A 13,373-nucleotide genomic window follows, 5' to 3' on the forward strand; every position below is an offset into this window, starting at 1 on the left:
CTTACCTAATATGAAAATTTTAATAATACAGCAGAAGATGATTGGTGATGTTCTTACATCATCAATCTTATTCGAAGGGCTACGCAAGGAGTATCCAGAGGCCGAGCTGCATTATTTGATTTATCCGCACACTGCCCCGGTTATCGAAAACAATCCGTTTATAGACCGGATTATCACCTATTCCCCGGAGGAAGATGGGAAACTTCAAAATTTTCTGAATTTTCTGAAGTTTATCAGAAATGAAAAATATGAGGTGGTGATCGATGTTTACTCCAAGATTGCTACGGGAATTATAAGTAAAGCATCAGGAGCTCCTGTTCGTATTAGCTATCACAAATGGTACACTGCAACTTTTTACACTAAAACTGTAAGACAGCTTCACAAACCCAAAACAAATGCGGGCTTAGCCATCGAGAACAGGATGTTGTTGTTAAAAGCATTAGGCAAAGACTTCCCAACAGAGTTAAAGCCTAAAATTTATCTTACGAAAAATGAAAAGGCAGCTGCCGGTAAACAACTTTCAGAGGCAAGAATTGATCCTGAAAAGCCTTTATTTATGATTGGAGTTTTAGGAAGTTCAAAAAACAAGACCTATCCCCCGGAATTCATGGCCATTCTACTGGATGAAATTGCAAAAAGAACAAAGGCCGGTTTTTTATTTAACTATATTCCGAAGCAAAAAAAGGAAGTAGAAGAAATCTATAATTTATGTGCACCCAACACACAAGAACGAATTCATCTGGATGTTTTTGGGAAAAGCCTCAGAGAATTCCTGGCGCTTACCGCCCATTGCCATGCGTTAATAGGTAATGAAGGAGGCGCTATCAATATGGCAAAAGCCTTGGACATCCCTAGCTTTTCCATCTTTTCGCCCCAAATCAAGAAAGAGAATTGGAGCTTATATGAAGATGGAATAAGGAATGTCTCGGTACATTTAAATGATTTCAGCACAGTTCTACAGGGCCTTTCCAAAAAGGAGATCAGAAAAAACAGCAGGCGTTATTATGAACTGCTGGAACCAAATCTTATCTTCGCCTCCCTTAATAAATTTTTAGAGATAACAACCTCCACGCAAAAAGTGGGGACAAAATAACATTATGAAGATTATTATTTTAGCCGCAGGAATTGGTTCCCGCCTGGGTAATCCTTTTCCAAAACCTTTAACCCCTTTAAAAGGAGGAAAAAGCATTATGGAAAGACAGGTGGAGAATTTGTCGCAAAATTTTAATGAGCATGATATTTCGGTGGTCGTCGGATTTAAAAAGGATCTTATCATGGAGCGATTTCCAGACCTCACCTATATTTACAATCAATTCTTTGATGCTACCAACACCTCCAAGAGTTTGTTGAAGGCCCTGAAGAAATACCGCAATGAAGATGTACTGTGGATTAACGGCGATGTAATCTTCGATGTTGAACTCTTTTCTGTTTTAAACCAGGAGATCGAAAAAAAGAATTCTTTTGTCTCCGTCAATACCTCCAGAGTAGCCGAAGAAGAAGTTAAGTACACTTTAAAAAACGGATATATTGATGAGCTTTCTAAACAGGTAAAAGACGGCCTGGGGGAAGCTGTAGGTATAAATTTTATCTCCAGAAAAGATATGCCGGTATTCCTGGAGCAGCTTGAAAATTGTGATGACAACGATTACTTTGAAAAAGGTATAGAAATGGCCATCGAACGGGACGACCTAAAAATAAAGGCTGTAGATATTTCAAATTTCAGGTGCATGGAAGTAGATTTTAAAGAAGACCTCGAAGCTGCAAACAATATGTTCTAATATGAAATTCACACTCTTTTGCCAGAATCCTTATGCCTTCGGGATTTTAAAACCCATAATGCAGAACCTGAAGGAAAGAGGAGATAAATATTTGTGGTTTCTAACTCCCAATCTTTCGGGTAAATTTCCTTTTGAGAACGAACCCCACACATTTGATATGGAGGAGCTCATCTCCTTTGAAAGCGATGCTATTCTGTGTCCGGGAAATGAGGTGCCTCATTATTTACGCGGAGTAAAAGTGCAAATTTTTCATGGCCTTGCAGGGGAGAAAAAGGGACATTTCAGAATACGTCATTATTTTGATCTTTATCTCACCCAGGGGCCATATTTCACCCGGAGATTTAATGAGTTAAAACAAAAACACCAGAATTTCGAGGTCATGGAAACCGGATGGCCTAAACTGGACATCTACGGAAAAGATGCCCAGAAATATGAAGCAGAGAAAGATCAACTCTTAAAAGAACACGCTGCTTCAAAAATGGTACTTTACGCCCCTACCTTTTCTCCTTCTCTCACCTCTGCTCCTTTTCTGGTTAAGGAAATAGAGAAACTTGCCACAAATAAAGAATACCTGGTGGTAATCAAGTTTCATGACCTGATGGCTCCTAAAATTATCGCTCAGTATAAAGCGCTGGCTGCCAAAAAAGAAAATATTGTTTTTGAGGAAGAGCCCAACATCGTTAAGTTCCTTCTAATGGCAGATATCATGATAAGTGATACTTCCTCGGTAGTCTATGAATTCCTCCTGTTAGACAAACCTGTTATCACCTACAGAAATAACTCCGAGAAAATCCTTTGGGACGATCAGAAAAACTATGCTAATCTTACCGAAAAAGTGGCTGAAAACCTCGAAAAAGATGAATTTAGAAAGAAGAGGAAAATTGTGATCTCAGAATACCACCCATACAACGACGGGCAGTCTGCCAGCAGAATGCTAGATGCGGTGGAAAAATACATCGAAGAAAACGGGGTTCCTCAAAAAAGGAAACTTCCGTTCCTAAGAAGAAGGAAAATGAACAAAATGTTCAAACAAAATAGAAGAAACTTTAGAAATTAATTTGCAGGGCAGGTTACTATTTCCAGAATTTTAATCTCTTTTTTAGCGCTTTTTTTCTTCTGAATTTTTCCTGAAACTGGTTGGTAAAGAACCACATTTGTTCAAAAACCTCATTCTCCGGTTTGTCAATCAACGATGAATATTCATTCGCCATGATTCTAATCATGTCCCTATTAGGTGTAAGACGGGAGAAGTTCATCATGCGTTGAGTAAAATTCAGTTTACCGAAATTCATTCGGTTTAGATCTACCAGAAAAAATTTATAGTCCCCCTCATTTAGATTAATTAGGGTATTGCCCGGGGAATGATCCAGAAATTCGACTTCCTGCTCGTGAAGGTAGAAGGTAAACCGCGTAAATGCACGTAAAATAGCCTCATGCCCTTCCTGGTTAAGATTTATTTCCCTGAAGGTGAGATCTGCTTTAAGCTGTTGGCTTACATAGTAACTGTTTAAAAACTGAAGAGAAGTGGTTTTCTCGACATAGGCAATCGGGGTTGGAGTGCCAATTCCCTTCCTTCGTAAAATCTGAGCATAATTATAAGACCTTTCAGCCTTGGATTTCCTAAAAAACCGATAGGCAATTTTATTTATTGCATTGGGAACTTTAAAGGATTTAATATTTATTTGCTCCCCATTTAAATCAAAAAGTTTGATAATATTCCTCTTCCCGTTTCCATAGATTTCCCCTTCATCACTAAAGTTTTTAATAAAGTGAAAAATCTGGTCCTTCCGGTTCTGGTATTGGGGAGAAACTATTATTTTCATTCTATCGGTTTGTTCATTGAGTTTTGAGCTAAGTATTTGGCTACCCCATTCTCGCACCATTGCTTATTTTCTTTAATAGTGCGTTGCTGAATTTTAGAATTAGCTTTTAGAAATTCTTTAGATTTTTCAGGATGATAAATGTGGTAAACAATCCCGCCATATCGCAATCGTTTCCCTTTTATATTTTTATTTAGCAACCTAATCACAAACTCAGAATCTTCCCTGCCCCAACCTTCCATAGTTTCGTCGTATCCGTTTACAGCTATAAAATCTTCTCTCCAATAAGAAAGATTACACCCGCGTGTCTTTTCTGAAAAATCAGATTTTGGCTTGTAAAGATCTTGAAAAACGGGAATTCTAATATTGCGGGTTTTATTTTTTATGCCCGGGGAAAAGAAAGAGAATTCAGCTTTATTTAAGTTCAAAACCTTCTCTACGGCTCCTGGTTTAATATTAACCCTGGAACCAAATAAGAATACACCTGGTTCTGCCCGGGCAAGATGGTCTTTTATAAAATCCTTATGCATGATGCAATCGCCATCTATCTGAATAACGTACTCTGCAGTAACCTGAGCCAAAGCTTTATTAAGAATTGCAGACTTACGAAATCCCCTGTCCTCCTGCCAGATATGATTAACTTTCAATTTAATCGTTCTCCTGAAATCTTCTATAACTTCCCTGGTTTCCTTTCCCGAGCCATCATCAGCAATAATAACCTCATCTGGATAAACCGACTGATTTCGAAAGCTTTTCAATACAAGCTTTAAGGCCTCCGGCCAGTTATAAGTAGAGATAATTAAGGCAGATTTCATTTCCAAATCATTGCTTTTAATAAGGCCTGATGGCCTTGCAAAGGTAAAGTTTTAATTAAATATAGCTTAATACAATTAGCCGAAGCTTAGTCTTGCCAGCAAGTATGGTATAACGGCTCATTGCGATTCCTGAAATTAAATCTGTAATTTAGCTGCCGGTTTTAAACCTGTAGTGATTTCCAAAATTTGGAAATAAATGCTTTTCTAAATTTAATTAAGCTATTTTGAAAATTCTTCATGTTTCGGGAGTGAAAAACTGGGGTGGTGGTGAAAACCAAATACAGTTGCTTTGCCGGGAATTCAAGAATCATCATCCAGAAATTGAAAACCTAATTCTTTGTATTAAAGATGGAAGCTTAGCCAGGCATTTAGAAAAAACAAATTTAAAGTTTCATACTGCTCCTCTGGCCCTTAAAATTGATCCCAGGTTTATTCTCAAATTAATTAGGGTTTGTAACCTGGAAAAAATAGACCTAATCCATTTACACGATCCTACTGCCCTAAGTCTGGCAGTGATGGCTGATCATTTTAAAGAACTTCCTCCCTTTGTTTTAAGCAAAAAAACGAGTTTTCCTATAAAACCGAGAAGGCAAAGCCTTTATAAGTACAATTATCCCAAGATCAAAAAAATCTTTTGTGTTTCAGAAGCAACCCGCAAGATTTGTATTAAAAGCATTAAATTTCCCGAAAAGGTCTTAACCCTTTATCATGGGATTGACAGGAATTCACAGGCATCTTCCAGGAACACTTACAATATCAGGGACCGCCTTAAAATTCCTGTAGAAAAAAAAATTATTGGTAATATTGGCAATCATATAAGAGCAAAAGATCTTCATACACTAATAAAGACTGCAAACCAACTTATAAATTTTGAAAACAGAAGCGACTTTCATTTTGTTCAAATTGGGAAGTTTGCAAAGGAACGTACCAATTTGCTTAAATTGGCGGTGAAACAATACGGTTTGGAGGAAAATTTTAGCTTCCTGGGCTTTCGTGAAAATGCTTCGGCACTTATTCCTCAATTCGATATTTCCATAATGACTTCTCAAAGTGAGGGCCTGCCACAATTTATTTTTGAATCCTTCTTTCATAAGGTTCCGGTAATTAGCACCTCGGTGGGCGGAATCCCCGAAATTATAAGCCATAAATCCAATGGTTTACTGGCAGAGGCCCACGACGATAAAAAATTATGCGAAAACATCTTGTTTTTAGTTAATAATGAAGAATTGATCCCGAAATTTGCAGAAATTTCCCATCAGAAGTTATTGAAGAATTTCACTTCTGAATTAATGGCGGAAAAAACTTTAACCGAATATAAAAAAATACTCAATGAGCGATTATAAAACCGAGATGCAAAATTGCATGGAAACCCTTAAACGCGGGGGACTCATCCTTTATCCTACCGATACCGTTTGGGGAATTGGCTGCGATGCTACTAATGCAGATGCGGTAGAGAAAGTCTATGCTTTAAAAAAACGCAAAGAAAGTCAGGCGTTAATTTGTCTTGTTTCAGATTATAAAATGCTTAATCAGTTTGTGGAAGACGTGCCGGAAGTGGCTTACGATATCCTGAAATATGCCAATAAACCCACCACCATAATCTATGACGATCCTATAAGAGTTGCCGAGAACCTTATCGCCGATGATAATTCGCTGGCCATTAGGGTTTCTAAAGATAAATTCAGCAATGAGTTGGTTAAAAGATTTAGAAAACCTATCGTTTCCACCTCGGCTAATATAAGTGGTGAAAAAACCCCGAAATCCTTTGCCGAAATTAGCCCCGAGATTTTAAAAGGTGTTGACTATGTAGTAAACTTGCAGCGCTCAAAACAGTCTGGTAAACCTTCAGCTATAATCAAGTTAACAAACGACGGCAAGGTGACAGTGATTAGAAAATAAACTGTTCGCCACACGAATTATGGCTGAAATTATTTACAAAGAAGAAGTTATGCTATTATTGGTGCTTTATTCAATGTTTATAATCACCTGGGAAGCGGCTTTTCACTAATTGTATATAAAGACGCATTGTAATTAGAGTTTAATTCGTTGAACATCCCTTTTGAAAGAGAAAAAGAATATACAGTCTCCTATAAAGGGAAAATTTTACTACATAGATTTTATGCCGACTTTGTAGTTTTCGAAAAAATAATTCTGGAAATAAAAGCTGTAGAAAATATTAATGACAGGCATATTTCCCAGTGTATATATTATCTAAAAGTTTCAGAAAACAGATTGGCTATCATAGCTAATTTCCACAGAGATTTACTGGATCATAAAAGGATTGTTTTATAATTATTAGAAAAAAATTCAATCCAACTAATAGTAAAATCTGGCTAAATCTTATCCAAAATTCAATAAGGTTAAAAGGAAAAAATCAGGTTAACTATTTAATCCTATCTTTAAATAAAAGCAAGGCTAAATTTTAGAACCTGTTGTGTATGTACTAAATTTGCAACGCAAAAAATTGCATAAGAAGCGGAGTTAAAAGCACTCCACAGTAATACTGAAATACCCCAAATACCCCTAAGGTGGAGAATTACAAGAACGCCCTAACTCATAATATTTTTAAAGTAATTTCTGAAGCTTCTGAAGAGCTTCAACTGGAAAGCTACGTAATTGGTGGCTTTGTACGTGATTACCTCCTCAAACGCGGGGAACCAAAAGATATAGATATTGTCGCGGTAGGCAGTGGAATCGACCTGGCAAAAAAAGTAGCAGAAAAACTTCCGCATAAACCAAAAGTTCAGATTTTCAAAACCTATGGTACGGCTATGCTTAGGGCCTTTGATATGGAAGTTGAATTTGTTGGTGCCCGCAGAGAAAGTTATCAAAAAGACAGTCGGAAACCCCTGGTAGAAGACGGAACACTTGTAGACGATCAAAACCGCAGAGATTTCACGATAAATGCTCTGGCTCTTGGCCTTAATGAAAAACATTACGGGGATCTTCTGGATCCTTTTAATGGATTAGAAGACCTGAAGGCTAAAATAATCAGGACTCCTCTGGATCCCGATATCACTTATTCCGACGATCCTTTACGAATGCTACGTGCAATCAGGTTTGCAACTCAGTTAAACTTTAAAATCGAGAAGGAATCTCTGGAAGCAATCTCCAGAAATAAAAACCGGATTAAAATAATTTCCAAAGAAAGGATTACTGAAGAGCTTCATAAGATTTTGCTCGCCGATAAGCCTTCCAAAGGTTTCTCCCTGTTACATAAAACAGGTTTGCTTCAAATTATAATGCCTGAACTCACTGCACTTGAAGGTATAGACGAGATCGAAGGCCAGCGTCATAAAGACAACTTCTGGCATACCCTTGAGGTGGTTGATAATATTTCAGAAAACACCGATGATCTTTGGTTGCGGTGGGCAGCACTTTTACACGATATAGGGAAAGCCCCTACTAAGAAATTCCACAAAAAAATAGGATGGACCTTTCACGGACATGAATTTGTAGGTGCGAAAATGGTCTATAAGCTTTTTAAACGCTTACGATTACCACTTAACGAAAAAATGAAATTCGTTCAGAAACTGGTATTAATGAGCTCCCGGCCCATCGCTATAGTAGATAATGATGTGACCGATTCTGCGGTACGCCGACTTATTTTTGATGCCGGCCAAGATATAGAAGATCTTATGACACTTTGCGAAGCCGATATTACCACGAAAAACCCCAAACGCTTTAAAAGGTATCATAACAACTTTAAACTGGTACGCTCAAAGATGAAAGAGGTGGAAGAGCGCGATCAAGTTCGAAATTTCCAACCTCCTGTTACCGGTGAGGAGATAATGGAGACCTTCAATATTAAACCTTCAAGAGAAATAGGGATTATAAAGGAAAGCATCAAGGAAGCAATCCTGGAAGGTGAAATCCCTAATGAACATGAAGCTGCAAGGGAATTAATGCTAAAAAAAGGAAAGGAGCTTGGTTTAAAGGCTAACTGAGGTTCTTTTGAAAATTATAATATAAGCCTATAATGTTCATCAGATGAAAGACAATAAAAAAGTAGTTTACTGGCTGTTTACGGGTTGCATTCTAATTTTTATAATGGTGGTTGTTGGTGGCATAACGCGACTTACACATTCCGGTTTATCGATTTCAGATTATAAACTTGTTACGGGTACTATTCCTCCAATGAATGAGCAAGAGTGGACAGAGGCCTTTGAGTATTATAAGCAGTTTCCCGAATATCAAAAGATTAACTATCATTTTACACTAGAGGAATTTAAAGATATTTATTTCTGGGAGTGGCTGCACCGTGTCCTTGGCAGGCTAATTGGCATAGTTTTTATCATCCCTTTTCTATATTTCCTTATTACCAAACAACTCACCAAACCCACTATCAAAAAATCCATCATTCTTTTATTCCTTGGCGGGTTTCAGGGTTTCCTAGGCTGGTACATGGTAAAAAGCGGTTTGGTAGATATGCCAGATGTAAGTCATTACAGATTGGCGGCCCACCTCACCACTGCATTTATAACTTTCGCATATACCTTATGGGTGGCCCTCGACCTTATTTATCCCAATAGAAGTAGTATAGATAAAGGCTTTAGAAACCTGTTAAGATTTGGGATGATTATTCTTATCATACAAATCATTTGGGGAGCTTTTGTAGCCGGGCTTGATGCAGGCTTTATTCATAACACCTGGCCACTAATGGCCGAAGGAAAATTAATGCATGAAAGCGTTTGGATCGAAAAGGAACCGCTTTTACTGAATTTTATTGAAGGAAAAAGTGGGGTACAGTTCGTGCATAGATATCTTGCGTATATTGTTGCAGGTGTCATCCTTTACATCTGGTACAGGTCAAAAAAACTAATCCCTGAATATCAACACCCAACAGCCATAAATGCACTATTGATATTACTGGGACTTCAGTTCCTGCTTGGCGTATTAACTTTAATACTTTATGTACCGGTTTGGCTGGGAGTTGCCCACCAGGTTGGTGCATTTTTTCTCCTGGCGGCTATGACCTATACCCTGCACAGATTTACCAAATAACTTTCATTCTCGTCTAAAAAACGTAACTTTGGAGCCTTAAAATTTTTATTATGGTTTACAGATTTAGAGTAATTCTCGATGCAGAGGAAGATGTGTTCAGAGATATAGAAATACTTCAGGAAAGTACATTGGAGGACCTCCATAATACTATCGTTCAGTCCTTTGGGTTTGATGGCGCAGAAATGGCTTCATTTTACCTTAGTGACGAAGACTGGAACCAGGGAGAAGAAATTTCACAGTTTGATATGGGTGGAGAGGTTCGCCTTATGAATGAAACCAGCCTGGAAAGTATTCTGGACGAGAAAAACAGAAAAATCATCTACGTATACGATTTTTTAAATATGTGGACCTTCCTTATTGAACTTGGAGAAATCGCTGAAATTGAAGAAGGCCGGGACTACCCTAACCTTATGTTCGTGCACGGACAGCTACCGGATTCGGCCCCGGATAAGGATTTTGTTGGCGAAGACGACGGTCCTGCCGGTGAATTTGATGATGATCTGGATATTGACGATTACGACAATTTGTCTTTTGACGAAAACTGGAATTAATTTCTAAAGTTTCTAACTTTCTTGAGTCTTTTATTAGCGCTTTAAAATTTTTAAAGTCCTTAATTTCAGAAGAAAAATTTCACTACTATTACAGCTTTATTTAAAAACTGTGTTTTTGGTATTTCTTTATGCTGAAATCCCAGGAACCCTAATTTTGTAATGAATAAAAAGCTTCCGCCCAGGCGGGAATGACTAAAATAACAGATTTCTGCCTTTGCGGAAATGACTAAAAACAGTGTACTGAATGATCAACCTTTTTAACGCTCAAATTGAATCGCTTTCTATTCACCGGGTAGGAAATAAAAGCAGAAACGAGAATATTTTTTTGTCGGCGGCGCCATATCAGTTAAACGATGAGATCATGCCCCTCATCAAGGAATATTTCCTTAAACCCTTTAGAGAAAAAGAAGAGAATTATTTCAATTTTGCGCACGAAGCAGATATAGAGTTCAACGAACTCTATAATATGGCCAATGCCATCTTCGACGATCCTTCGGGGATCCATGAGGTTTCCAAAAAAATAACCACCTTGCTTTTTGAACAATCCTCGCATCCGCACATAAAAAGCGGAGAGGTATATGTGGTTTATTTTGAAAACATGCAGCTGGACAATGAAAAGGTTTCAGCCATCGGGATCTTCAAATCGGAGCTCAAACACGATTTCCTTCAATTTGAAGAAAAAGGAAGTATCCTGGATATGATCGTTCAGCAAGGAATAAACCTCAACAAACTGGACAAAGGCGCCCTTATTTTCAATAAAAACAGGGCTGAAGGCTACAAGATCCTTTCAGTAGATTCCAATAAATACGACACCAAATACTGGCTGGAAAATTTCCTTGGAGTAGATGTGATGCGTGATGAAAATTACAACACCAAAAGCTACCTGAATTTCTGTAAGAATTTTGCCAAGGATGTTGTTCTGCCTGCTGAAGACAAAAAAGAAGAGGTTATGTTTATGAACCGAAGTATGGATTATTTCGCTAAAAACGATGACTTCGAAGAAAGCAATTTTCTTAATTCTGTAATCGACAATCCTGATCTTTTACCTGAATTTCAACATTATAAAACAGAGAAAGCGCCAAAATATAAAATAGAAGATCTCACGGAGTTTCCTATTGCCAATAAAGCAGTAACCGATGCTCGCAAAAAGATTAAAAATATCATTAATCTCGATACCAATATCCAGATCAAGATGGACTTTGTAAATGCCGAATCGGCAGATAAATTTGTAGAAAAAGGCTGGGATGAAGAAAAACAGATGTACTATTACCTTGTTTATTTCAACAAAGAGGAGAAAAGCTAAAGTAAAAAGGGACTGCAAGGTCCCTTTTTTTATTTAATCCTGTAGCAGACGTTTCATATTAACATTCTCATAATTCCGCATCACAAAATCCAGCGCGGTACGCAGAATTTGCCCCATTGTATTGGCTCGTTTAAACTTCATATCGTTAGTGTACTTATAAAGATCTTTACGAAGTTGTTTCACATTCTGCTGAGTGGAAACATGGTCATTTATCATACATCTAATTAATTCCTTATAACGCTGTCTTGTATTGATCATTCTTTTAGCCAGCAGAGAGCGCTCTTCTTTTCTATACTGTTCGATGGAAGATTCCTGTAATTTTTCCTGAACAAGTTTCACCATGGTGTAATTCTCTTTAAAAAACTGGGGTCGGTAAACCTTTAAATTCCCTTCAAAACATTGTTGATCGAAATCTATGGCTCTAATCTGGTATTCCACGTGGTCAAAATCGTGGGTTGGAATCACCACATAATTATAAGATCTCATGTCTCCCAGCAATCTTACGGTACAACGTTCATTAAACTTCACAAACTGTTTTGCAATTTGTGTTTGCGCACGGTTATCGCAGGCCGGCAAATGTTCTTCAATAAATACATCCCCGGGAATCCCGGCTATATGTTCTTCAATTAAAGTGTCTTTATAAACCAGAAAATTAATACGGTGGGGTGAAAGCAAATGTTCAAATTCAAGCCCGTAGATTCTGGAAGCATCAGCTTTTTTTACATAAAAATAGGTGAAACTGTCATTCAGAATATTACGTACCCGCACCCTGAATGGTTTTGAATTTCCGAAGGTGCAGTAATCTATAGCATCAATATTAAGGAATTCCAGCGAATCGTCACTTCCATCAGAATGAAGGATGGTATAAACCTGTTTCAGGCTTTCATCAATTTCGGTTCGCTCGTGATCTTCATAATAACAACGTACCCAGAATGTATCCTGTTCGTGCTGATCGTAAACTACAATAGATCCCGAAAACCGCAAAAGATCATCATAAAATACGGGGATTTTTGTGTTTCGGTTATGCTTTGCGAGGTAACGATTAAATCTTTCATTTACAGGAAAAGAGGGTTTCTTCCTTGACATTAATTTTTGTTCCATTCTGGCTCTCCTTTTTTCAAAAATAAGCTATCTGTCCTGAACTCTGTAACAAAAGCTTATCTTAGTAGTCATATTACAAATATTTCTTCAATTTTGGAAACAATTCTAAAAATAAGCCAGCTTACCAAGAAATTTGGTTCCCTCACTGCAGTTGATCAACTTTCCTTTAGTATTCAAAGAGGGAATGTATACGGGATTTTAGGCCCGAACGGGAGTGGGAAATCCACTACCCTGGGAATGATTCTTAATGTGGTAAATAAAACCAGCGGTAGTTTCTCCTGGTTTGAAGGTTTCGAATCTACTCACGAGGCGCTTAAAAAAGTAGGAGCTATTATTGAACATCCCAATTTCTATCCTTATATGACAGCTGTTCATAACCTGGAACTGGTCTGTAAGATAAAAGGGGTGAATAAGGGAAAGATAGAAGAAAAACTTGAGCTTGTTGGCTTACTGGACAGGAAAGACAGCAAATTCAAAACATTTTCCCTGGGGATGAAACAACGTCTGGCAATCGCCTCAGCCCTACTAAATGATCCTGAAATCCTTATTCTGGATGAACCTACTAATGGACTTGACCCCGAGGGAATTCATCAAATCAGGGAGATTATTAGAAAGATCGCTGCCGGAGGAACTACAATTTTACTGGCCTCTCACCTTTTGGACGAAGTTGAAAAAGTATGTTCTCACGTGGTAATTATCAGAAAAGGAAAAAAATTATACAGCGGGCCGGTAGATGGAATTAATGCCAGCCATGGCTTTTTTGAGCTGAAAGCCAAAAACAAGGATTTTCTTATCCAAATCCTGGAAGGAAATCCTCATATCTCAAAAGTATCAGAAAAAAATGGCCTGGTTACCGCAATTCTTGCTGAACCCATGGAGCCAGAAACCATAAACGAATACATTTTTGAAAAAGGTCTTTCTCTATCTTATTTGGTAAAACGCCGCGAAAGCCTGGAAGAACAGTTTCTGGAATTAACTAAACAAACTCATTCTGCTTAATT

The 13,373-nt window shown here is 37.8% G+C and carries 13 protein-coding genes and 1 pseudogene; 11 read left to right on the top strand and 3 right to left on the bottom strand.

What is annotated here, in order from left to right:
- Nucleotides 1–10 precede the first annotated feature (10 nt).
- Genes VIM94_RS07880 through VIM94_RS07890 form a run of 3 tightly spaced genes read left to right on the top strand, consistent with a single transcriptional unit; the run spans nucleotide 11 to nucleotide 2,835 of the window.
- Nucleotides 11–1,093: a glycosyltransferase family 9 protein gene (locus tag VIM94_RS07880; protein ID WP_332038746.1), complete on the top strand. Its 1,083-nt coding sequence runs from the start codon at nucleotides 11–13 to the stop codon at nucleotides 1,091–1,093.
- Between the two features lie 4 nt (nucleotides 1,094–1,097).
- Entirely contained in the window at nucleotides 1,098–1,778 is a 681-nt protein-coding gene (locus VIM94_RS07885; protein ID WP_332038747.1) for a phosphocholine cytidylyltransferase family protein, read from the top strand.
- Between the two features lies 1 nt (nucleotide 1,779).
- The gene (locus tag VIM94_RS07890; protein ID WP_332038748.1) at nucleotides 1,780–2,835 is read left to right on the top strand and encodes a CDP-glycerol glycerophosphotransferase family protein; all 1,056 of its coding nucleotides are present in this window, start codon (nucleotides 1,780–1,782) and stop codon (nucleotides 2,833–2,835) included.
- Nucleotides 2,836–2,851: 16 nt separating this feature from the next.
- Here the strand turns inward: VIM94_RS07890 and VIM94_RS07895 are convergent, their stop codons facing one another.
- Together VIM94_RS07895 and VIM94_RS07900 are read right to left on the bottom strand one after the other, a co-directional pair.
- A complete protein-coding gene (locus VIM94_RS07895) occupies nucleotides 2,852–3,601 on the bottom strand; it encodes a lipopolysaccharide kinase InaA family protein (protein WP_332038749.1) in 750 nt (249 codons plus the stop codon).
- Nucleotides 3,598–4,413, bottom strand: coding sequence for a glycosyltransferase family 2 protein (locus tag VIM94_RS07900; RefSeq protein WP_332038750.1), 816 nt, complete (start codon nucleotides 4,411–4,413; stop codon nucleotides 3,598–3,600). The genes VIM94_RS07895 and VIM94_RS07900 overlap by 4 nt, the downstream gene beginning before the upstream one ends.
- A 224-nt stretch (nucleotides 4,414–4,637) precedes the next feature.
- Between VIM94_RS07900 and VIM94_RS07905 the strand changes: the two genes are divergently transcribed.
- From VIM94_RS07905 to VIM94_RS07935, 7 genes and pseudogenes are all read left to right on the top strand, one after another.
- A complete protein-coding gene (locus tag VIM94_RS07905; protein ID WP_332038751.1) occupies nucleotides 4,638–5,756 on the top strand; it encodes a glycosyltransferase family 4 protein in 1,119 nt (372 codons plus the stop codon).
- A complete protein-coding gene (locus VIM94_RS07910; protein ID WP_332038752.1) occupies nucleotides 5,743–6,312 on the top strand; it encodes an L-threonylcarbamoyladenylate synthase in 570 nt (189 codons plus the stop codon). The genes VIM94_RS07905 and VIM94_RS07910 overlap by 14 nt, the downstream gene beginning before the upstream one ends.
- 87 nt (nucleotides 6,313–6,399) lie before the next feature.
- Nucleotides 6,400–6,705 (top strand): annotated as a pseudogene (locus VIM94_RS07915) (GxxExxY protein).
- Between the two features lie 236 nt (nucleotides 6,706–6,941).
- Complete coding sequence (locus tag VIM94_RS07920; protein ID WP_332038753.1) at nucleotides 6,942–8,360, top strand: CCA tRNA nucleotidyltransferase; 1,419 nt, start codon at nucleotides 6,942–6,944, stop codon at nucleotides 8,358–8,360.
- A gap of 43 nt (nucleotides 8,361–8,403) precedes the next feature.
- A complete protein-coding gene (locus VIM94_RS07925) occupies nucleotides 8,404–9,417 on the top strand; it encodes a COX15/CtaA family protein (protein ID WP_332038754.1) in 1,014 nt (337 codons plus the stop codon).
- A 50-nt stretch (nucleotides 9,418–9,467) separates the two neighbouring features.
- On the top strand, nucleotides 9,468–9,968 hold the full coding sequence (locus tag VIM94_RS07930) for an IS1096 element passenger TnpR family protein (RefSeq protein ID WP_332038755.1): 501 nt from the start codon (nucleotides 9,468–9,470) through the stop codon (nucleotides 9,966–9,968).
- 244 nt (nucleotides 9,969–10,212) lie between these two features.
- Nucleotides 10,213–11,271 carry a nucleoid-associated protein gene (locus VIM94_RS07935; protein WP_332038756.1) on the top strand — a complete coding sequence of 353 codons (1,059 nt, stop codon included), beginning with the start codon at nucleotides 10,213–10,215 and terminating at the stop codon, nucleotides 11,269–11,271.
- 33 nt (nucleotides 11,272–11,304) lie between these two features.
- Here the strand turns inward: VIM94_RS07935 and VIM94_RS07940 are convergent, their stop codons facing one another.
- Nucleotides 11,305–12,372 carry a hypothetical protein gene (locus tag VIM94_RS07940; protein ID WP_332038757.1) on the bottom strand — a complete coding sequence of 356 codons (1,068 nt, stop codon included), beginning with the start codon at nucleotides 12,370–12,372 and terminating at the stop codon, nucleotides 11,305–11,307.
- A gap of 93 nt (nucleotides 12,373–12,465) precedes the next feature.
- Between VIM94_RS07940 and VIM94_RS07945 the strand changes: the two genes are divergently transcribed.
- Complete coding sequence (locus VIM94_RS07945) at nucleotides 12,466–13,371, top strand: ABC transporter ATP-binding protein (RefSeq protein WP_332038758.1); 906 nt, start codon at nucleotides 12,466–12,468, stop codon at nucleotides 13,369–13,371.
- The last annotated feature ends 2 nt before the right edge of the window (nucleotides 13,372–13,373 follow it).

Source organism: Salegentibacter sp., from assembly GCF_036568425.1.
Lineage (GTDB): Bacteria > Bacteroidota > Bacteroidia > Flavobacteriales > Flavobacteriaceae > Salegentibacter.

Bases quoted from the DNA above. Each gene is read 5' to 3' on its own strand.
- VIM94_RS07880 (WP_332038746.1), top strand. From the start codon at position 11: ATGAAAATTTTAATAATACAGCAGAAGATGATTGGTGATGTTCTTACA.
- VIM94_RS07900 (WP_332038750.1), bottom strand. From the start codon at position 4,413: ATGAAATCTGCCTTAATTATCTCTACTTATAACTGGCCGGAGGCCTTA.
- VIM94_RS07910 (WP_332038752.1), top strand. From the start codon at position 5,743: ATGAGCGATTATAAAACCGAGATGCAAAATTGCATGGAAACCCTTAAA.
- VIM94_RS07940 (WP_332038757.1), bottom strand. From the start codon at position 12,372: ATGGAACAAAAATTAATGTCAAGGAAGAAACCCTCTTTTCCTGTAAAT.
- VIM94_RS07895 (WP_332038749.1), bottom strand. From the start codon at position 3,601: ATGAAAATAATAGTTTCTCCCCAATACCAGAACCGGAAGGACCAGATT.
- VIM94_RS07935 (WP_332038756.1), top strand. From the start codon at position 10,213: ATGATCAACCTTTTTAACGCTCAAATTGAATCGCTTTCTATTCACCGG.
- VIM94_RS07925 (WP_332038754.1), top strand. From the start codon at position 8,404: ATGAAAGACAATAAAAAAGTAGTTTACTGGCTGTTTACGGGTTGCATT.
- VIM94_RS07930 (WP_332038755.1), top strand. From the start codon at position 9,468: ATGGTTTACAGATTTAGAGTAATTCTCGATGCAGAGGAAGATGTGTTC.
- VIM94_RS07890 (WP_332038748.1), top strand. From the start codon at position 1,780: ATGAAATTCACACTCTTTTGCCAGAATCCTTATGCCTTCGGGATTTTA.
- VIM94_RS07885 (WP_332038747.1), top strand. From the start codon at position 1,098: ATGAAGATTATTATTTTAGCCGCAGGAATTGGTTCCCGCCTGGGTAAT.